The organism is Comamonas sp., assembly GCF_036666375.1.
GTDB lineage: Bacteria > Pseudomonadota > Gammaproteobacteria > Burkholderiales > Burkholderiaceae_C > Comamonas.
The window spans coordinates 1-18,647 of record NZ_JAVWWA010000053.1 but is presented as its reverse complement, the minus strand read 5'-3'; the positions used below and the strand labels follow the sequence as shown (position 1 = coordinate 18,647).

Genomic DNA, 18,647 nt, shown 5'->3' with positions numbered 1-18,647 from the left:
GCAGCAGGCGTCATGCGCCTACAACGTTTGGCGAAACTGTCCCCCATGGCCGGCGGAATATCTCTAACATCGCGCCAGTTTTCACAGGAGAGAAGCGATGGGAATATTCCAATGGACAGAAAAGTCCTCCGATGTGCTGCATTCCGGGGGCGTGATCGGCCCCGATGAGCGCCTGCCCTGGCCGCAGACCGGGCTGATGGGCATACAGCACGTGATTGCGATGTTCGGCTCGACCGTGCTCGCGCCCATCCTCATGGGCTTCGACCCCAACCTGGCGGTGCTGATGAGCGGCATAGGCACGCTGATCTTCTTCCTGATCACGGGCGGCAAGGTGCCCAGCTATCTGGGCTCGTCGTTCGCGTTCATCGGCGTGGTGATCGCGGCCACGGGCTACGCGGGCCAGGGCGCGAACGCCAACATCGGCGTGGCGCTGGGCGGCATCATTGCCTGCGGCGCGGTCTATACGCTGATCGGCGTGCTGGTGCAATGGCTCGGCACGGGCTGGATCGAACGCTTCATGCCGCCGGTCGTGACCGGCGCCGTGGTCGCGGTCATAGGCCTGAACCTGGCGGCGATTCCCGTCAAGAACATGGCGGCCAGCAACTTCGACAGCTGGATGCAGGCGCTGACCTTCACCACCGTGGGCCTGGTCGCAGTGCTCACGCGCGGCATGCTGCAGCGCCTGCTGATCCTGGTCGGCCTGATCGTCTCGAGCATCTTCTACGCGCTGTTGACCAATGTCGCCGGCATGGGCAAGGCCATCGACCTGTCGGGCGTGGCCAATGCCGCGTGGCTGGGCCTGCCGCAGTTCCATGCGCCGGTGTTCAGCGCGCCCGCCATGCTGCTGATCGTTCCCGTGGTCATCATCCTGGTGGCCGAGAACCTGGGCCACATCAAGGCCGTCACGGCCATGACCGGCAAGAACATCGACCAGTACATGGGCCGGGCGTTCATAGGCGACGGCGTCGCGACCATGATCAGCGGCGCGGGCGGCGGCACGGGCGTGACCACCTATGCCGAGAACATCGGCGTGATGGCCGCCACGCGCATCTACTCGACGGCGGTGTTCCTGTGCGCCGCGCTGCTGGCCGTGCTGCTGGGCTTCAGCCCCAAGTTCGGCGCGCTGATACAGGCGATCCCGCTGCCGGTGATGGGCGGCGTGTCCATCGTCGTCTTCGGCCTGATCGCCGTCGCCGGCGCCAACATCTGGGTGCGCAACCATGTCGACTTCTCGCAGAACAAGAACCTGATCGTCGCCGCGATCACGCTGATCCTGGGCACGGGCGAGTTCACGCTCAAGTTCGGCGACTTCGCGCTGGGCGGCATCGGGACCGCCACGTTTGGCGCGATCATTCTCTACGCGCTGCTGGACCGCAAGCCACGTTAAGCTGGCGCAGATGTCATCCAGGGGCCGCAAGGCCCCTTTTTCTTGCGCGCAGACATCGCCGACGCAGTGAGCATGACGGCAAACTGGATACCTCGGGTAAACCAGAGGTCCGAGGATCATCGCTGCTAATATCCGCCCCGCAAGTCACCGCGCCCGATTCTGGAGACAAGCGGTGGCGTTTTTTTGCGGAGTTTGTTGATGTCATTGATTGACCGCGTACGGTATAGCGATTTCCATCCCCTGATCATGAGCGCCGAAGCGGCGGCCGAGCTGGTGCCCGCGGGCGCCAACGTCGGCATGAGCGGGTTCACCGGCGCGGGTTATCCCAAGCTCGTGCCCCAGGCCCTGGCCGCGCGCGCGCGCGCCGAGCACGCCGCGGGCCGGCCGTACAAGATCAGCGTCTGGACCGGCGCGTCGACGGCGCCCGAAATGGACGGCACGCTGGCTGCGGCCGACGCCTACGAAAAGCGCCTGCCGTTCCAGACCGACCCGATCTGCCGCGCGAAGATCAATGCCGGCGAGATCCACTTCGTCGACATGCATCTGTCGCATGTCGCCCAGCACGCCTGGTTCGGCTTTCTGGGCGAGATGAAGGTCGCGGTGATCGAGGTGCTGGGCGTGCTGCCCGACGGCCGGCTGATCCCGTCGACGGCCGTGGGCAACAACAAGACCTGGCTGGAGATCGCCGACAAGGTGATTCTCGAAGTCAACACCAAGCCCCCGCTGGCCATGGAAGGCATGCACGACATCTACTACGGCACGGCCATCCCGCCGCGGCGCACGCCGATCAACATGACGCATGCCGCCGAACGCATTGGCGAGCCCTACCTGCGCGTCGATCCGGCCAAGGTCATCGCCGTGGTCGAGACCCACCAGAGCGACCGCAACTCGGGCTTTGCCCAGCCCGACGCGGTGTCGAGCCAGATCGCGGGCCACATCATCGACTTCCTGTCGCATGAGATGAAGCAGGGCCGGCTGCCCAAGGACATGCTGCCCATCCAGTCGGGCGTGGGCAATGTGGCCAACGCCGTGCTGGCCGGCCTGCTGACCGGGCCGTTCGAGAACCTGCTGGGCTTCACCGAAGTGCTGCAGGACGGCATGCTCGACCTGCTGCGCGCGGGCAAGATGCGCCAGGCCTCGGCAACGTCGATCTCGCTGAGCAACAGCGCCTACGAGGACTTCGTCGGCAACATCGACTTCTACCGCGAACGCATCATCCTGCGCCCGCAGGAGATCAGCAACCACCCCGAGCTGGTGCGCCGCCTGGGCATCATCGCGATGAACTCGATGATCGAGGCCGACATCTACGGCAACATCAACTCGACCCACATCATGGGCTCGGGAATGATGAACGGCATCGGCGGCTCGGGCGACTTCGCGCGCAATGGCTACCTGTCGTTCTTCGTCACGCCGTCGGTCGCCAAGGACGGCAAGATCAGCTGCATCGTGCCTATGTGCTCGCATGTCGACCACACCGAGCACGACACCCAGATCATCGTCACCGAGCAGGGCCTGGCCGATCTGCGCGGCCTGTCGCCGCGCGAGCGCGCCCAGGTCATCATCGACAAGTGCGCGCACCCCGACTTCCGCCCCATGCTGCAGGACTACTTCGACCGCGCGCGGCAAAAGGGCGCGCAGCACACGCCGCACATCCTGCGCGAGGCGCTGAGCTGGCACGAGCGCTTCCTGGAAACCGGAACAATGCACGTCTGACCCGCGCGCATCGCCTTTCCGCCAGCCCGGCCCGCGCCGGGCTTTTTTACGCCCGTACACGCGCTGTCGCCTCGGTTTTTGCCGCCCAGGTCCACTGCGGGCATGATCGGAACATTGCGTTCACCTCTATGAGTTGCCTTATGTCGATCTGGAAGAAGCCCGCCTCCGTGGCCGCCCTGAACCGTGACAGCGCCAACACGGCCGTCAGCCATCTGGGCATAGAAATCACCGAAATCGGCGACGACTTCATCGTCGGCCGGGTCCCCGTGGACGCGCGCACGGTGCAGCCGTTCGGCCTGCTGCACGGCGGCGTCAGCGTGGTGCTGGCCGAGACGCTGGGGTCCCTGGGCGCGTTCTACGCCAGCCCCGAAGGCCATAGCGCGGTCGGCCTGGACATCAACGCCAACCATCTGCGCGCGGCGCGCAGCGGCTGGGTCACGGCCACGGCCAAGCCGGTGCACATCGGCCGCACGACCCATGTGTGGCAGATCGACATGGTCAACGACGAAGGCCAGCCGACCTGCACCTCGCGCATCACCATGGCGATCCTGGCGCCGCGCTGAGGCGCATCAGGACGCGTCGCCCGCCTGCGCGGCCAGGCGCTCGCTTTTCCAATAGACATCGTCGCCGCCGTCCATGCGGTTGAGCACGCGCGCCAGCACGAACAGCAGATCGGACAGCCGGTTCAGGTACTGGCGCGGCGCGGACCGCATGGCTTCGCCCTGCTCCAGCGCCACCACCATGCGCTCGGCGCGGCGCGCCACGGTGCGGCAGACATGGGCCTGGGCCGCGGCACGCGTTCCCGCGGGCAGGATGAACTCCTGCAGCCGCGGCAGCTGGGCGTTGTAGTGCGCAAGCGCATTGTCGAGCTGCAGCAGACCTTCGTCCTTGAGCAATTCGAAACCCGGAATCGACAGTTCGCCGCCCAGGTTGAACAGCTGGTGCTGGACATCGACCAGCAGCTCGCGCACGTCCTGCGGCAGCGGCTCGCACAGCAGCAGGCCGATATGCGAATTGAGCTCGTCGACATCGCCCATAGCGTGCGGCCGGCCGCTGTTCTTCGAGACCCGGGAGTTGTCGCCCAGGCCCGTGGTGCCGTCGTCACCCGTGCGGGTGGCTATCTGTGTCAAACGATTGCCCATGCTGGCTCCTGCGAGGAAAAACGCCATTCTCCGTTACAGCGCGCAGGAAAGTGTAGGCCCAGGCAACAGCTAGCAAAAATGCTAGCAATGCAGCCCGATGTGCAGTGGAATGCAGTCGTGTTTCATTGTTCCGGAGTTTTTTGTCCATGAAGTCCAGCCACCCCCGCGCCATCGGCGCTTTCGAAGTGCGCAGCATGGTCCTGTTTGCGAGTCTGGCGTTTGGCGGTGTCGCTGGCGCGCAGACCGTGCCCCAGCCCGCGGCGCGCAGCGCCGCCGCACCCGCCTCGCCCGCCCCGTCGGGCCGCACCGCGGCACCGCGCCAGACCGCCGAACAGGCGGCGTTCGAACGCGCCGACGTCAACCATGACGGCCAGCTCAGCGCCGCCGAAGCCCAGGCCCTGCCGGTGATCGCCAGCCGCCTGCGCGAACTCGATACGGACGGCAATGGCAGCCTGTCGCCGCAGGAGTTCCAGCGCGGCGCGCGCCAGTAGTCCCGCGCGCTGCTGCGACATGCGCCACGGCGCGCATTGACGCCGGTCACGGGTGGTATTCTTTTGGATCCCTTGAAGAGGTCCCCCATGAATTCACCCGTCGCTGTCCAGCACCTGTTGCCCGCCACACCCCGCCCGGTGCCGGCCGCATTTCTCGAAGCCCTGGTTGCCCGTTTCGGTGCCCAGTGCTCGCAATCCCTGGCCGTGCGCGAGCAGCATGGCCGCGACGAAGGCGCGCTGATCGCGCCGCCGCCCAGCGCCGTGGTGTTCGCCGAAAGCACCCAGGACGTGGCCGATGCGGTGAAGCTGGCCAGCGACTACGAAGTGCCCATCATTGCCTATGGCGCGGGTTCATCCATCGAAGGCCATCTGCTGGCCATCCAGGGGGGCATCAGCCTCGACGTGAGCCGCATGAACCGCGTGCTGAGCGTCAACGCCGACGACCTCACCGTGACCGTGCAGCCCGGCCTGTCGCGCAAGCAGCTCAACGAAGCCATCCGCGACACCGGCCTGTTCTTTCCCATCGATCCGGGCGCCGATGCCAGCATCGGCGGAATGACCGCGACGCGCGCCAGCGGCACCAACGCCGTGCGCTACGGCACCATGCGCGAGAACGTGCTGGCGCTCGAAGTCGTCACCGCCAGCGGTGAAGTGATTCACACCGGCACGCGCGCCAAGAAGAGCAGCGCTGGCTACGACCTCACGCGGCTGATGGTCGGCAGCGAAGGCACGCTGGGCATAGTCACCGAAGTCACGGTGCGCCTGTTCCCGCTGCCCGAAGCCGTCTCGGCCGCGATCTGCTCCTTCCCCAGCATCGAAGCCGCGGTGCGCACCGTGATCCAGACCATACAGCTGGGCGTGCCGATCGCGCGCGTCGAGCTGCTCGATGCGAACTCGGTGCGCATGGTCAACAACTACAGCAAGACCACGCTGCGCGAAGAGCCGATGCTGCTGATGGAATTCCACGGCACGCCGGCCAGCGTCAAGGAGCAGGCGGAAACCGTGCAGGACATCGCCAGCGAGTTCGGCGGCCAGGCCTTTGAATGGGCCAGCACGCCCGAGGACCGCACGCGCCTGTGGACCGCGCGCCACAACGCCTATTTCGCCGCCGTGAGCTCCGTTCCCGGCTGCCGCGCGATCAGCACCGACACCTGCGTGCCCATCAGCCGCCTCGCCGATTGCCTGCTCGACTCGATCACCGAAGCCGATGCCAGCGGCCTGCCCTACTTCCTCGTCGGCCATGTGGGCGACGGCAACTTCCACTTCGGCTACCTGCTCGACCCCACCAAGCCCGAGCAGTTCGAGAAGGCCGAGGAACTCAACCACCAACTGGTCGCGCGCGCGCTGCGCCTGGGCGGCACCTGCACCGGCGAACACGGCGTGGGCATACACAAGATGGGCTTTCTGGTCGACGAGACCGGCGCCGGCGCGGTCGACATGATGCGCGCCATCAAGCGCGCGCTGGACCCGAAGAACATCCTCAATCCGGGCAAGATCTTCACCTTGTAAAAAAGCGCCCCGCGGGGCGCTTTTTTTCAGGCCGCGGCGTAGCGCTGCGCCACCTTCTGGCCGACAAAGGCCGCCGACACCACGCTCAGCGCCAGCGCCGTCGCCGAGCCGAAGAACACGCCGCCGTAGAAGTGGGCGTCGAGCATGGCGCCAAACACCGGCGCGGCCAGGCAAAAGCCCAGATCCAGCCCCGAGTACACCGTGCCGTAGACCCGGCCCGTGGCGCCCGCAGGCGCGGCCTTCTTGATCAGCATGTCGCGCGACGGGCCCGCAATGCCCGTTCCCAGGCCGGCCACGGCGGCGACGGCCAGCGCCACATAGCCCGGCAGCAGGCCCGAGCCGACGACCGCCAGCAGCACCGCCGACGCCAGCAGGCTGATGGCAATCAGCTTTTCCAGCCGCTGCACGCGGCCCACCAGGAAGCCGCCGATCAGCATGCCGGCCGCGCCGCACAGCATGTAGCCCGTCGCCACCAGCGCCGTGAGGCTCAGCGGCAGGCCGTACATGGATTGCAGCGCAGGGCTGGCAAAGCTCTGGATGGCGCTGAGCGCGCAGGTGCTCCAGAAGAAGAACGAGAAGCACAGCCAGACCGATGGCAGGCGCAGGAAGGCCATGGGATGCTCCGCAGGCGCGCTGCCGGCCGCCGGCCGGGCCGCGGCAGGCACCAAAGGCTTGCGGTCGTCCAGCGCGTCGCGGTTGAGCACCATGATCAGCAGCACCAGCGCCGCCAGGCCCGCGCCGCACAGGCAGGCGGTGCGCCACGAACCCGTGGCTGTCGTGATGCCGGCCATGAACACCGGCGCCAGCGCCCAGCCCAGATTGCCCGAAATGCCGTGCACCGAGAACGCATGGCCTATGCGCGGCGCCGACACGCGCTTGTTGAGAATGGTGAAATCCACCGGATGGAATGGCGCATTGCCCAGGCCGGCAAACACCGAGGCCAGCAGCAGCGTCGCATAGCCCTGGGCCGTGCTGGCGATCACGCCGGCAACGACGAAGCTGCTCAGCGCGGCAAACAGGATGGGGCGCGCGCCCACGCGATCGACGAGGAAGCCCGCGAGCGCCTGGCCCACGCCCGACACCACGAAGAACACCGACAGCAGCACGCTCAGTTCAGAGTAGCTGTAGCCGAAATCCGCGATCAGCCAGGGAAACAGCGGCGGCAGCAGAAGATGGAAAAAGTGCGAGGAACCATGGGCCAGGCCAATGAGACCTATGGTGCGCGCGTCCTGGCGCAGCGGAACGGCGGCGGGCGCGTTCGCGGAAGTTGACGATGAAGCGTTCATGCGGCCATCTTAGGCAAGCGCGGCGCGGCATGTATGCGATAGACTGCCAAAAACTATCGCATACATGCCGAAACCCGCCATCGCCCTGCTGCCCTCGCCGGCCATGCGCAAGCTTCCCCGGCCGCTGTTCTACGTGCCCACGCTGGACCCGCATCTGTACCAGCCCAACGCGCAGCGGCCGGTGCGCGCGAAAATGCGCGAGCTGCGCCGCGACACCCAGGTCATGCCCCACAGCCATCCCTGGGCGCAGATGGCGATTTCCACGGGCGGCGTGATCCGCCTGTCGATGGACCATGCCACCTATATCGTTCCGCCCAACCGCGCGGTCTGGGTGCCGCCAGGCCAGCCGCATGCGGTCACCATGGTCGAGACCGCGCGGCTCTACACGCTGTACTTCCTGCCGGCAAGCGACGGCGCGGGCGCGCAGGCGGAATGGATGGACCAGCCGGCCTGGCAGCAGTGCCGTGTGCTGCAGGCCTCGCAGCTGCTGCGCGCGCTGGTGCGGGAACTGTCGACCGACAGCGATGCCGGCCCGCCGCTGTCACCCCTGGCACTGCAGCGCGAACACCATCTGAGCGCGCTGGTCTGCGATGAACTGCGCCGCGCGCCGGACATGCGCCTGGGCATCGTCATGCCGCGCGACAAGCGGCTGCTGCACCTGTGCGAGGCCGTGCTCGAGCAGCCCACGCGCCATGCAAGCCTGCAGGAGTGGGCGCTGGACACCGGCGCGAGCCTGCGCACCGTGGCGCGGCTGTTCCGCAGCGAACTCGGTTGCACCTTCACGCAATGGCAGCAGCAGGTGGTGCTGGCCCATGCCGTGGCGCTGGCCGCGCGCCAGATGCCCATTGCGCACATTGCGGCCGAGCTCAACTACACGCCCAGCGCTTTCAGCGCGATGGTGCGGCGCAGCGTGGGCATGACGGCCGCGGCGTTTCTCGGCCAGCACCGGCTGCAATCTTCGGAAAGCTGACGCCTTCGGGACACAGAGACGCGAATGCGTCGCGAAATGTATCCGAATGAAAATTAGTGTGCACTAACGGCTTGAAATCACAAGAATCGTCCCTTTGCAAAATAACGAATGGGGAACTCCGTCCATGCACAGGGCTTTATTGCTATGTTCCGCCACCCTGGCCTTGCTGGGCTGCGCGGCGCAGACTCCTGCCGAGCAGCTGGGCGCCGTGAGCGACACCGTGCGCGTCTGTGAAGGCAGCCGCTGCGTGGACCAGCACCGCAACACCACGCGCTGGCAGCCGCCGGCCACCGATGCGGCAGCCGAGCGCAGGCTCGAAGCATTGAGCCGCATGGCCGAAAAGGACCCCAAGGCCGCCTACGACCTGGGCCTGCGCCTGCTGCGCGGCGACGGCGTCGAACGCAACAGCTTCCAGGCCATTGAATGGATGCGCAAGGCCGGCGACCAGGGACTGGTGGCCGCGCAATTCGCGCTGGGCCGCATGTACCTGCAGGGCTTCGAGGAAATGGGTTCGGACCCGGCCGAAGCCGAAGCCTGGCTCAGCCGCGCGGCCGCCAAGGGCCACAAGGAAGCGCAGCGCATGCTGCCCGATGCCCAGGCCGCCAAGCGCGATGCCCAGTCCGAGTACCGGGTGCGCGAAGCCTATCGCACGTCATGGGGCAGCTGGTACGCCGCTGCGCCCTATTACTGGTATTGGGGCGGCGCGGGCTGGATACTGCGCTGACCCCATTGCCGCGCCGCTGCCGCGGCGCCCTCACCACAACAGTTTTACAACCAGAGAGTACCTATGTCCAAGATTTCCCTGAGCCTTGCCACGCTGGCGTCCGCCCTGGTCCTGTCGGGTTGCGTCACGCCCGGCGGCGGCTTGCTCACCGCTGGCAATGCGCCCACGGCCGCCAGCGGCGCCGCAGGCGGCGCGACCAGCGTCAACGCCAACGAATCGCTGGAGCGCTGCGACGCGCCCCTGGGCACGATCGCCGTCGATGACGGCCGCGGCAAGGAATGGTTTGCGAGCTTCGGCCAGGCCACCCAGGTGACCAACATCGAGCCGCTGATCCGCCTGGCCGTGCAGCAGTCGAACTGCTTCGTGATCACCTCGATCGGCAACAGCCGCACCGACAGCCGCATGAGCGCCATCACCGACAAGCAGCGCAACTCCGGTGAATTCCGCGCCGGCTCCAAGCAGCAAAAGGGCCAGCGCGTGGCCGCCGACTACTACCTCGAGCCGGCCATCATCATCAACAACGACTCCGTCGGCGGCCTCGCTGCCGGCCTGGGCGGCCTGTTCGGCGGCGCCGCGGGCGCGCTCGCCGGCTCGCTGCAGAGCAAGGTCTCGGTGGTCACCATGACCATGTTCGACATCCGTTCGGGCGTGCAGCTGTCGATCTCCGAAGGCAATGCGACGGCGACCAACTACGGCGCGGCGCTGGGCGCGTTCGGCGGCGGCGCGGTCGCCGGTCTGGGCGGCTTCTCGCGCACGCCCGAAGGCAAGGCCACGGTGGCCGCGTTCATGGACGCGTACAACAAGATGGTGGTTTCGCTGCGCAACTACAAGGCGCAGGAAGTCAAGGGCGGCCTGGGCCGCGGCGGCCAGCTCAAGGTCGGCCAGTAAGCCATTGCGGCGATGAACAAAGGGCTTCCTCGGAAGCCCTTTTTTTGTGTTTGCGCCTCCGGTGAGCGCCTGGCCGTACCATTGAGAACATAAAAAACACTGGAGACAAATCTTGCAAAACCCCAAAAACCATTCACGCCTGGCCCTGCGCGCCATCTGCGCCCTGGGCCTGGCGACGCTGTCGCATGTCGCCTGGGCGCAGGATGCGAAGCGCGACGACTTCTACTGGCTGGGCCAGATCAACAAGGCCTCGGCGGTGATCAACACCGACGAAGGCCTGCTAGACAAGGCCGTCGCGCCGCGGATCGCAAAAGGTCTGCAAAGCGTTCTGAGCGCGGGCGAGGCCCCCAACGGCAAGCGCCCCGGCCTGGTCATCACCTTCGAGCCGCTGCTGATCGAGGCCGCGGGTGTCGAGGCCACCTTGCTGCACGCCGGGCGTTCGAGCCAGGACATGCTGGCCACCGTGCGCTCGGCCACGCAGCGCGACAACCTGCTGCGCCTGGCCCAGCAGTTGCGCCAGACGCGCGCCCAGCTGCTGCAGCTCGCGCAGACCCATGCCGCCACCATCGTGCCCAACTACACCAACGGCGTCGCCGCCCAGCCCAACAGCTACGGCCACTACCTGCTGGGACACCTGGCCGGCCTGGACCGCGACGCCCAGCGCCTGCAGCAGGCGTTTGCGCGCCTGGACCAGTCGGCCATGGGCACGACGGTGCTCAACGGCACCAGCTGGCCGCTGAACCGCGAGCGCATGGCGAAGTACCTGGGCTATCCCGCGACCGTGGACAACGCCTACGACGCGGCGCAGATCCTGGCCGCCGAGATGCCCGCGGAAATCGGCGCCGTGGCGTCGAGCATTGCGCTGCATGTGGGCGCCTTTGTCGAGGACGTGATGGTGCAGTACGCCCAGCCCCGGCCCTGGATACTGCTGCGCGAAGGCGGCGGCAATACCTATGTGTCGAGCGCCATGCCGCAAAAGCGCAATCCGGGCCTGCTCAACGACACGCGCGCCCAGGCCTCGCGCGTGCTGACCCTGGGCATAGGCCGGCTGATCGCCCAGCACAACATCCCGCCCGGCATGAGCGACAACAAGTCATCGCGTGACTCCGCCGCCGTTGTGGACGCCACGCTGGCGACGCTGCAGGCCTTCGACCGGGTGCTCGCGGGACTGGTGGTCAATCCCGAGCGCGCGCTGGAGGAACTCAACCTCGACTGGACCGCGTCCCAGGAAGTCGCCGATGTGCTGATGCGCGAGCACAAGCTGCCGTTCCGCGTGGGCCACCACTTCGCCTCCGAGATCGTCAGCTTCGCCAAGGAGCGCGACATCAAGCCCAGCGACTTCCCCTATGCCGATGCGCAGCGCATCTACGCGGCGACCATCAAGCACGAGATGGGCCAGGACAATGGCCGGCTGCCGATGTCGGAAAGCGCTTTGCGCGCGGCCCTGGACCCGGTGGCCATCGTGCGCCACCGGATGACCGCCGGCGGCCCGCAGCCCAAGGAAATGGCGCGCATGATCGCCCAGTCGCAGCAGCGGCTGGCGCAGGATGAGCAATGGGTCGTGGAGCGCCGCAATCGCATTGCGGCGGCGCTGGCCCAGCTCGACCGCGACTTCGCGCGCCTGGCCGCGCAGTAGGCCCTCAGGCCGGCGCCAGCGCTGCGCCGGCGAGCCGCGCGAAGTCCGCGTCCAGCTGCGCGCTGCGGGCCTCGACAGCGCCGCGCCGCGCCTGCACCCAGTTCGCCTGGGCGGCGAGATCGGCATCGGCCGCCGCCAGCATGCGCTGCATTTCCGCGGGCTGGGGCCCGCCATGGGTCTGGCGGCTGCGCACTATGCCCACGGGGTCCAGCGCGGCGCGCAATCCAGCCGCGCTCAATGGAAACGCCGGATCGCCATCGGGCATCTCATGGGCAATGGTGCGGGCGTAGATTGCCTGCGCATCGGCATACGCAAAGTCGCTGGGCCGCACATCATGCTGCTTTGCATGGGAGACCATCTCCGAAGCGAAATGGTGGCCCACGCGGAACGGCAGGCCGTGGTCGCGCATCAGCACATCGGCGACTTCCTGCGAGGCCGTCCAGTCGCTGTTGAGCTCTTCCAGTGCGCGCGCCGTGTTGAGCTCCAGCCCATCGAGCACGCGGCCGAACATGGCCAGCATGTCGACCGCGCAGCGCAGCACTTCGACGTTTTCCACGACGACCTTGGCGTCGTTCATTCCCGGCGGAATGTTGTGCGCATGCCAGGTGCGCCCGGACGCGAGCGCGAGCACGCGCGAGGCTTTCGTGCGGGTGTCGATCAGCAGGCCGGGATTGCGCTTTTGCGGCATGGCGCTAGAGACGTAGGTGTTGCCCGCGGCCTCGCGCAGCAGCAGCCAAGGCCTTGCCTGCGAATACTGCAGCGTCACATCCTGGATGAACGCGCCCACATGCAGCGCCATGGTCGTGACCAGATGACCGATTTCCACCGGCATCTCGGCGCCATGGATCTGGCCCGCATCGTAGGCGTTGTCGACCAGTCCGTCGAAGCCCAGGTACGCGGCCATGGCTTCGCGGTCCAGCGGCCAGCCCGTGCCGTTGAGCACCGTGGTGCCCATGGGCGACAGATTCAGGCGCGCATACACCTGCTGCAGCCGCTGGGCGTCGCGCTGCAGGCCGCAGGCATGGCCCAGCAGGTAGTGGCCGTAGCTGTTGGGCTGGGCGGCAACGCCGTTGGTGTAGTTGGGCACGATGGCATCCGCATGCGCGCGCGCCATGCCGACCAGCAGCTGCGTGGTCCGGTGCAACTGCTGCGCGAGGCCCAGGATCTCGTCGCGCAGGATGGCGTGGCGCACCGCCACCAGCATGTCCTGGCTCGATCGTCCGGCATGCAGCAAGGTGGCTTCCACGCCGGCCGCGCGTATCAGCAAGGGCTCGAACGTGATGACCAGCGTGGGCCGCTCGGCGCCGGGCTCTTGAGCGGCCTGCAGCACGCGCTGCAGGCCCTGGGCGATGCGCCGGGCGGCTGGGCCCTCCAGCAGGCCCTGGCGCGCGTTGATGACGGCGCTGGCCTTGTTGATCTGCCCCAGCCAGTAGAAGTCGTCGCGCGCAATAGTGTTCGTCATGTTCATGGAATCAAAAAAGATGCGGGCGTCACGCCCTGCGCTTCACAGCGGATCGACGCATACCCGGTCGCGACCCATCTGCTTGGCTTGCAGCATTGCCAGGTCGGCGCGGTGCAGCGTCTGCACCACGGGCTCGCCCGCGCGCATGCCGGCGATGCCGGCCGATACCGTGAGCCGCGCATCGGGCCGCGGCACGGCCGCAAGCAGCAGGCGCAGACGCTGGGCAAGCGCCTGCGCCTGCTGCGGCGTCTGATCGGGCAGCAGCACGCAGAACTCCTCGCCGCCGAGCCGGCCGAACACATCGCTGGCGCGCAGCGAATGCTTGAGCACGTCCGCCATGCCGCGCAGCACCGCATCGCCGGCCGCATGGCCGTGGCCGTCGTTGAGGCGCTTGAAATGGTCGATGTCGAGGTACAGCAGCGTCAGCGGCGTGCCGCTGGCACGCGCCTTCACGGCGGTCTTCTCGGCCTGCTGCAGGAACTCGGCGCGGCTGCTCGCGCCCGTGAGCGTGTCGGTCACCGACAGCTCGGCGAGCCGGCATTCCTGATCGAAGGCGCGGTGCTGCGAATCCTGGATGCGCATGTGGCTCACAAAGCCCGTGACCAGCGCCAGGCCCGCGAACAGCAGGCTGAAAACGGTTTCGGTGCGGCTGGCCGTGTGGTCGAGGATGAACGGCAGGAAGCAGGCATAGCTGACCAGTGCGCCGCCTATCCACTGGGCCAGCGTGACCCAGAAAAAGCTGGTGGTGAGCACGATCAGCACCGCGGCCGGCAGGAAGTACAGCAGCGGCCGGTCCGTGCCCAGGGCCCCGAGATAGCTGTTCAGGCTGACCGTGGCAATGGTCGCCATGCAGCACCAGCCATAGGCGCGCACCGAAGGCGCACGCACGATGAGGTAGGCGAACAGCGCCGTGAGCGGCAGCAGCGCCACGCGCAACGCAACATATTCGGGGTCGGGAATCAGCAGCCGCGCCAGCAGCGCCACCACCGAGCCCATGACCGCCGTCACGCCCATTTCCACGGCCGTGCTCTGCAGGCGCTTGAGCGTCTGCTCGCGGTAGGCCTGCTCGCGCTCGGCGGAGTCGCCCGCGCCCATCAGCTTGCGATGCGGCATCGGTGCAGCAGGCTCAGCCGCGCAGGCGTTCGATCAGTCCGTTGAGCTCCTCCAGCGAGCCGAACTGTATGGAAACCTCGCCCATGTCCTGCACCTTGCCGCGGCGGCGCACGCGCTTCTTGACGCGCACTTCGACCTGGGCCATCAGCAGGTCGGACAGCTCTTCCTCGATGCGCTTGATGTCGCGCGACTTGTCCTTCTTCGCGGTCTGGGGCTTGAGACTGAAGTCCTCGCCCATCTTCTTGACCAGCGATTCGGCTTCGCGCACCGACAGCTTGCGTCCGGCGATCTGGTTGCCGGCGGTGATCTGCGCGGCCTTGTCGAGCGCCAGCAGCGCGCGCGCATGGCCCATGTCGATGTCGCCGGCCATGAGCATTTCCTGCACGGGCTCGGCCAGGTTCAGCAGGCGCAGCAGGTTCGAGGCCGCAGAGCGCGAACGCCCCACGGACTGCGCGGCCTGTTCGTGCGTGAGGCCGAATTCATTGACCAGCCGCGCCAGGCCCTGGGCCTCTTCGAGCGGGTTCAGGTCTTCGCGCTGGATGTTCTCGATCAGCGCCATGGCGGCCGCAGCCTCGTCGGCCACCGCGCGCACCAGCACCGGAACGCTCTCCAGGCCGGCAATGCGCGCCGCGCGAAAACGCCGTTCGCCGGCAATGATTTCGTACTGGCCGGCATTCGCACCCTTGGCCAGGCGGCGCACCAGGATGGGCTGCATGATGCCCTGGGCCTTGATGCTTTCGGCGAGCTCGTACAGCGCGCCTTCATCCATGCGCGTGCGCGGCTGGTATTGGCCGGCGACCATCTGGTCGAGCCGCAGCTCATGCGGCGTCGTCGCCGCGTCGGTGCTCGCTGCCGACTCCTCGACCTTGGGGCCGAGCAATGCTTCCAGGCCGCGGCCCAGGCCCTTGGGTTTCTTTGTCACCATGGCTTATCGTCTTTCAAAAGGGTTTGCAGCAGCGTGCGACCCGTGGCCCAGTCGTCCCGGGTCGGATCGTGTGCCGTCTCATCGGGTGCCACATACGTCGCGCCCCAGGCCTGGGCCAGGGCTTGTGCGCGCTCCAGGCTGCACGCGGCGGGGTTCGCTTGGCCCACAAGAATGCAGGGGAAAGGCAGGCGCTGCAGCGCGATCGGCGACCAGCCCGGCAACTGCTCGCGCAGCGCGGGCTGTTCCACGTCGACCGGCCCGACCAGCAGCGCGCCGCGCACCTTGGCCGCGGCCGGCGAATGCGCGGCCCACCAGGCCGCGAGCACGCAGCCCAGGCCGCTGGCCACCAGCACCACGGGTGCGGGCGCGTCGACCAGCGTCTCCTGCAGGCGCGCGCTCCAGTCGCCGCGCAGCGGCCGCTGCCAGTCGTGCTGCTCAAGCAGCACGGCGCCATGCAGGCCCTGCCAGCGCGCGAGCCAGGGCTCGGCATGGGACTGCGGCCCGCCGTCCGGCAGCAGCAGTATTTGAGGCAATGTGGAGGAAGACGCGGACACCGGCATCACATCTTCTTGATGCGGTCCACCATCTCGCGCGCGAACTCGATGAAGGCCTTGCTGCCCTTGGCGGAAGGGTCGAACACCACGCCGGGAACGCCGTAGCTGGGCGCTTCGGCCAGGCGCACGTTGCGCGGAATCACGGTGTTGAACACCTTGTCGCCGAAATGGTCCTTGAGCTGGTCGCTGACCTGCTGCTGCAGCGTGGTGCGGGTGTCGAACATCACGCGCAGCAGACCGATGATCTGCAGGTCGGGGTTCAGGTTGGCGTGCACCTGCTTGATGGTATTGACCAGGTCCGTGAGGCCTTCGAGCGCGAAGTATTCGCACTGCATGGGCACGACCACACCGTTGGCCGCGCACAGGCCGTTGAGCGTGAGCATGGACAGGCTGGGCGGGCAGTCGATCAGCACGAAGTCGTAGTCGGCGTCTACGGCCGCGAGCGCGCCCTTGAGGCGCTTGTCGCGGCGCTCCAGCGCCACCAGTTCGATCTCGGCGCCCGTGAGCTCGCGGTTGGCGCCCAGCACGTGGTAGCCGACCTTCTCGGAGAACACCGCGGCTTCCTGCACCGACGCGTTCTCTAGCAGCACGTCGTAGACCGTGAGCTCGAGGCTGCGCTTGTCGACGCCCGAACCCATGGTCGCATTGCCCTGCGGGTCCATGTCGATCAGCAGCACGCGCTGGCCGATCTTGGCCAGGCCCGCCGCCAGGTTCACGCAGGTAGTGGTTTTGCCGACGCCACCTTTTTGGTTGGCAATACAGAAAATCTTGGCCATAGGGCTTTCGGATAACTTATTTGGAAATGGCCAGCTTGATGCCAAAGCCGATGAGGAAAGTGCCCGCCGTCTTCTCGAGCGCCTGCACGATGCGCGGGTTGGCGCGCAGGCGGTCGGCCAGGAAGTGCGTCAGCAGCACGACGATCAGGGAATACAGGAAAGTCAGCGCCGCGACGGTCGCGGCCATCACTGCGAATGTACTCAGGCCCTGGTGCGTTGCCGGGTCGACGAACAGCGGGAAGAACGCCATGTAGAAAACGATGGCCTTGGGGTTGAGCAAGGTGATCAGCGCGCCCTGGCGGAAATAGTGGTGCGGCTGCATCCTGAGCACCGGTTGGGTGCCGGGCCTGGCCAGCAGCATGCGGCACCCCAGCCAGGCCAGGTAGGCCGCGCCCAGCCACTGCAGCGCCGCGAAGGCTGCCGGATGCGCGGCCAGCAGCGCCGCCATGCCGGCCACGGCCAGCCACATCAGCAGCTGATCGGCGGCAATCACGCCGCCGCAGGCGGCCATGCCGGAGCGGATTCCGCCCTGCCCGGTCGACGTGATCAGCGCCAGATTGCCGGGGCCGGGAATCGCCAGGAACAGAACGATGGCGGCGACGAACGCGCCGTAATCAGCAACGCCAAACATGATTTCCCCGGCAACAAAAGTCTGCAGTTTATGCGAGACGCGTGCAATGCACCGTCATCGACAACCCCGCGTGCCCGGAACCAGGGGATTAGACGGCGCGCATCCAGACGATGCAGCGCTCGGCATCGAGTGCCGGCACCTGCAGTTGTTCCACGTGAAACACGTGCACGTCGGCGGGCAGCGCGGCGATTTCCTCGGCCGGATGCTTGCCCTTCATCGCGAACCAGACGCCGTCGGCGGCCAGCGCCGAACGCGACCATTTGGTGAAATCGGGCAGCGAGGCAAACGCGCGGCAGCTGACCACGGCATAGGGAGTGGTCAAGGATTCGACGCGCGCATGGATGCCACGCAGGTTGCGCAGCTTGAGGCTGGCCGCGGCCTGCTGGATGAACGCCGCCTTCTTGGCCACGGTGTCGACGCAGCTGACATCGACTTCGGGGCAGCAGATGGCAAACACCACGCCGGGCAGTCCGCCGCCCGAACCGACATCGAGCAGCGGCGTGCGCGCGCCTTCGGCGCGCGCCAGGCCCTGCACATGCTTTTGCAGCGGCGCGACGGCGGCCAGGCTGTCGAGCAGATGGTGGCTCAGCATTTCCTGCGGATCGCGCACCGCCGTGAGGTTGTAGACCTTGTTCCATTTCTGCAGCAAGGCGAGGAAGTCGAGCAGCAGATCGACCTGGGTCGTCGACAGCGACAGGCCCAGCTTCGCAATGCCCTGCTCCAGCGCGGGTCGCAGCGCGGCGCTCATGCGGCTTCTCCCTTGGCCACCGGCGTGAAGCCGCGGAAGCCGCCCTTCTTCAGGTGCACCATCAGCAGCGAGATCGTCGCCGGCGTGATGCCCGAAATGCGCGAGGCCTGGCCCAGGGTTTCGGGGCGGTGCTTCTGCAGCGTCTGGCGGGCTTCGAACGACAGCGCCGTGACCTGCAGGTAATCGAGGTCGGCTGGCAGGCGCTGGTGTTCGAGGTGCGCGGCGCGCTCGACCTCGTCCTTCTGGCGGTCGATGTAGCCCGCGTACTTGGCGGCAATCTCGACCTGCTCGATCACCGACTCGCTCAGATCACCCAGGGTTTCACGTGAAACATCGGCCGACACATACTTGCCGTCGTCCAGGCTCACAAGCTGTGGATAACTCACATCGGGCCGGCGCAGCAGCTCGAACAGGCTGTACTCATGCTCGATCGCCTTGCCCAGCACGCGCGCGGATTCCTCGGCCCGCAGATTGCGCGGGCTGACCCAGGTCGACTTCAGGCGCTGGGTCTCGCGCTCCACGGCTTCGCGCTTGCGGCTGAAGGCTTCCCAGCGCGCGTCGTCGACCAGGCCCAGGCGGCGGCCGGTCTCGGTCAGGCGCATGTCGGCGTTGTCTTCGCGCAGCTGCAGGCGGAACTCGGCGCGGCTGGTGAACATGCGGTAGGGCTCGGTCACGCCCTTGGTGATCAGGTC

General features: G+C 67.2%; 18 protein-coding genes and 1 pseudogene. 9 read left to right on the top strand and 10 right to left on the bottom strand.

What is annotated here, in order from left to right:
* Positions 1-97 precede the first annotated feature (97 nt).
* From RR928_RS14005 to RR928_RS13995, 3 genes are all read left to right on the top strand, one after another.
* The gene (locus tag RR928_RS14005; protein WP_332682985.1) at positions 98-1,387 is read left to right on the top strand and encodes a solute carrier family 23 protein; all 1,290 of its coding nucleotides are present in this window, start codon (positions 98-100) and stop codon (positions 1,385-1,387) included.
* A 198-nt stretch (positions 1,388-1,585) separates the two neighbouring features.
* Positions 1,586-3,100 (top strand): acetyl-CoA hydrolase/transferase family protein, encoded by a 1,515-nt coding sequence (locus RR928_RS14000; RefSeq protein WP_332537747.1) that lies wholly within the window; start codon positions 1,586-1,588, stop codon positions 3,098-3,100.
* A gap of 140 nt (positions 3,101-3,240) precedes the next feature.
* Entirely contained in the window at positions 3,241-3,663 is a 423-nt protein-coding gene (locus RR928_RS13995; protein ID WP_332682983.1) for a hotdog fold thioesterase, read from the top strand.
* A gap of 6 nt (positions 3,664-3,669) precedes the next feature.
* On the opposite strand, the gene RR928_RS13990 is transcribed toward RR928_RS13995, so the two are convergent.
* Positions 3,670-4,242, bottom strand: coding sequence for a cob(I)yrinic acid a,c-diamide adenosyltransferase (locus tag RR928_RS13990; protein WP_332537749.1), 573 nt, complete (start codon positions 4,240-4,242; stop codon positions 3,670-3,672).
* Positions 4,243-4,388: 146 nt separating this feature from the next.
* Here RR928_RS13990 and RR928_RS13985 point away from each other — a divergent pair, with 146 nt between their 5' ends.
* Together RR928_RS13985 and RR928_RS13980 are read left to right on the top strand one after the other, a co-directional pair.
* Positions 4,389-4,733 (top strand): EF-hand domain-containing protein, encoded by a 345-nt coding sequence (locus RR928_RS13985; RefSeq protein ID WP_332537750.1) that lies wholly within the window; start codon positions 4,389-4,391, stop codon positions 4,731-4,733.
* An 87-nt stretch (positions 4,734-4,820) separates the two neighbouring features.
* Positions 4,821-6,242: an FAD-binding oxidoreductase gene (locus tag RR928_RS13980; protein ID WP_332549016.1), complete on the top strand. Its 1,422-nt coding sequence runs from the start codon at positions 4,821-4,823 to the stop codon at positions 6,240-6,242.
* A gap of 26 nt (positions 6,243-6,268) precedes the next feature.
* On the opposite strand, the gene RR928_RS13975 is transcribed toward RR928_RS13980, so the two are convergent.
* A complete protein-coding gene (locus RR928_RS13975; protein ID WP_332537752.1) occupies positions 6,269-7,528 on the bottom strand; it encodes an MFS transporter in 1,260 nt (419 codons plus the stop codon).
* A gap of 64 nt (positions 7,529-7,592) precedes the next feature.
* On the opposite strand from RR928_RS13975, the gene RR928_RS13970 reads away from it, so the two are divergent.
* The 4 genes from RR928_RS13970 to RR928_RS13955 all read left to right on the top strand — a co-directional run bounded on the left by RR928_RS13970 (position 7,593) and on the right by RR928_RS13955 (position 11,746).
* Positions 7,593-8,498, top strand: coding sequence for an AraC family transcriptional regulator (locus RR928_RS13970; RefSeq protein ID WP_332682980.1), 906 nt, complete (start codon positions 7,593-7,595; stop codon positions 8,496-8,498).
* Between the two features lie 124 nt (positions 8,499-8,622).
* Entirely contained in the window at positions 8,623-9,222 is a 600-nt protein-coding gene (locus tag RR928_RS13965) for a tetratricopeptide repeat protein (protein ID WP_332682978.1), read from the top strand.
* Positions 9,223-9,285: 63 nt separating this feature from the next.
* Positions 9,286-10,110: a hypothetical protein gene (locus tag RR928_RS13960; RefSeq protein WP_332537755.1), complete on the top strand. Its 825-nt coding sequence runs from the start codon at positions 9,286-9,288 to the stop codon at positions 10,108-10,110.
* Between the two features lie 112 nt (positions 10,111-10,222).
* A complete protein-coding gene (locus RR928_RS13955) occupies positions 10,223-11,746 on the top strand; it encodes an argininosuccinate lyase (protein ID WP_332537756.1) in 1,524 nt (507 codons plus the stop codon).
* 4 nt (positions 11,747-11,750) lie between these two features.
* Here RR928_RS13955 and RR928_RS13950 read toward each other — a convergent pair whose 3' ends face one another.
* From RR928_RS13950 to gidA, 8 genes and pseudogenes are all read right to left on the bottom strand, one after another.
* Positions 11,751-13,208 carry an argininosuccinate lyase gene (locus tag RR928_RS13950; protein WP_332537757.1) on the bottom strand — a complete coding sequence of 486 codons (1,458 nt, stop codon included), beginning with the start codon at positions 13,206-13,208 and terminating at the stop codon, positions 11,751-11,753.
* A gap of 42 nt (positions 13,209-13,250) precedes the next feature.
* Positions 13,251-14,321, bottom strand: a complete 1,071-nt coding sequence (locus RR928_RS13945) for a GGDEF domain-containing protein (RefSeq protein WP_332549536.1) — start codon at positions 14,319-14,321, stop codon at positions 13,251-13,253.
* A 13-nt stretch (positions 14,322-14,334) separates the two neighbouring features.
* Positions 14,335-15,246, bottom strand: coding sequence for a ParB/RepB/Spo0J family partition protein (locus RR928_RS13940; protein ID WP_332682975.1), 912 nt, complete (start codon positions 15,244-15,246; stop codon positions 14,335-14,337).
* Positions 15,240-15,806, bottom strand: coding sequence for an RBBP9/YdeN family alpha/beta hydrolase (locus RR928_RS13935; RefSeq protein ID WP_442881918.1), 567 nt, complete (start codon positions 15,804-15,806; stop codon positions 15,240-15,242). The genes RR928_RS13940 and RR928_RS13935 overlap by 7 nt, the downstream gene beginning before the upstream one ends.
* Positions 15,806-16,576, bottom strand: a complete 771-nt coding sequence (locus RR928_RS13930) for a ParA family protein (RefSeq protein ID WP_332537760.1) — start codon at positions 16,574-16,576, stop codon at positions 15,806-15,808. Before RR928_RS13930 ends, RR928_RS13935 begins: the two co-directional genes overlap by 1 nt.
* A gap of 16 nt (positions 16,577-16,592) precedes the next feature.
* Entirely contained in the window at positions 16,593-17,207 is a 615-nt protein-coding gene (locus RR928_RS13925) for a LysE family translocator (RefSeq protein WP_332682973.1), read from the bottom strand.
* 88 nt (positions 17,208-17,295) lie between these two features.
* Positions 17,296-17,955 (bottom strand): 16S rRNA (guanine(527)-N(7))-methyltransferase RsmG, encoded by a 660-nt coding sequence (rsmG, locus tag RR928_RS13920; protein ID WP_332537762.1) that lies wholly within the window; start codon positions 17,953-17,955, stop codon positions 17,296-17,298.
* Positions 17,952-18,647, bottom strand: a pseudogene (gene gidA, locus RR928_RS13915) (tRNA uridine-5-carboxymethylaminomethyl(34) synthesis enzyme MnmG); the annotation flags it as partial. The pseudogene gidA and the gene rsmG, both read right to left, overlap by 4 nt.

Excerpts from the sequence above, each read along its gene's own strand:
- RR928_RS13995 (WP_332682983.1), top strand. The coding sequence starts at position 3,241 with ATGTCGATCTGGAAGAAGCCCGCCTCCGTGGCCGCCCTGAACCGTGAC.
- RR928_RS13990 (WP_332537749.1), bottom strand. The coding sequence starts at position 4,242 with ATGGGCAATCGTTTGACACAGATAGCCACCCGCACGGGTGACGACGGC.
- RR928_RS13980 (WP_332549016.1), top strand. The coding sequence starts at position 4,821 with ATGAATTCACCCGTCGCTGTCCAGCACCTGTTGCCCGCCACACCCCGC.
- RR928_RS13940 (WP_332682975.1), bottom strand. The coding sequence starts at position 15,246 with ATGGTGACAAAGAAACCCAAGGGCCTGGGCCGCGGCCTGGAAGCATTG.
- RR928_RS13965 (WP_332682978.1), top strand. The coding sequence starts at position 8,623 with ATGCACAGGGCTTTATTGCTATGTTCCGCCACCCTGGCCTTGCTGGGC.
- RR928_RS13950 (WP_332537757.1), bottom strand. The coding sequence starts at position 13,208 with ATGACGAACACTATTGCGCGCGACGACTTCTACTGGCTGGGGCAGATC.
- RR928_RS13945 (WP_332549536.1), bottom strand. The coding sequence starts at position 14,321 with ATGCCGCATCGCAAGCTGATGGGCGCGGGCGACTCCGCCGAGCGCGAG.
- RR928_RS13930 (WP_332537760.1), bottom strand. The coding sequence starts at position 16,576 with ATGGCCAAGATTTTCTGTATTGCCAACCAAAAAGGTGGCGTCGGCAAA.
- RR928_RS13970 (WP_332682980.1), top strand. The coding sequence starts at position 7,593 with ATGCCGAAACCCGCCATCGCCCTGCTGCCCTCGCCGGCCATGCGCAAG.
- RR928_RS13975 (WP_332537752.1), bottom strand. The coding sequence starts at position 7,528 with ATGAACGCTTCATCGTCAACTTCCGCGAACGCGCCCGCCGCCGTTCCG.
- RR928_RS13985 (WP_332537750.1), top strand. The coding sequence starts at position 4,389 with ATGAAGTCCAGCCACCCCCGCGCCATCGGCGCTTTCGAAGTGCGCAGC.
- RR928_RS13960 (WP_332537755.1), top strand. The coding sequence starts at position 9,286 with ATGTCCAAGATTTCCCTGAGCCTTGCCACGCTGGCGTCCGCCCTGGTC.
- RR928_RS13935 (WP_442881918.1), bottom strand. The coding sequence starts at position 15,806 with ATGCCGGTGTCCGCGTCTTCCTCCACATTGCCTCAAATACTGCTGCTG.
- RR928_RS14005 (WP_332682985.1), top strand. The coding sequence starts at position 98 with ATGGGAATATTCCAATGGACAGAAAAGTCCTCCGATGTGCTGCATTCC.
- RR928_RS13925 (WP_332682973.1), bottom strand. The coding sequence starts at position 17,207 with ATGTTTGGCGTTGCTGATTACGGCGCGTTCGTCGCCGCCATCGTTCTG.
- RR928_RS14000 (WP_332537747.1), top strand. The coding sequence starts at position 1,586 with ATGTCATTGATTGACCGCGTACGGTATAGCGATTTCCATCCCCTGATC.
- rsmG (WP_332537762.1), bottom strand. The coding sequence starts at position 17,955 with ATGAGCGCCGCGCTGCGACCCGCGCTGGAGCAGGGCATTGCGAAGCTG.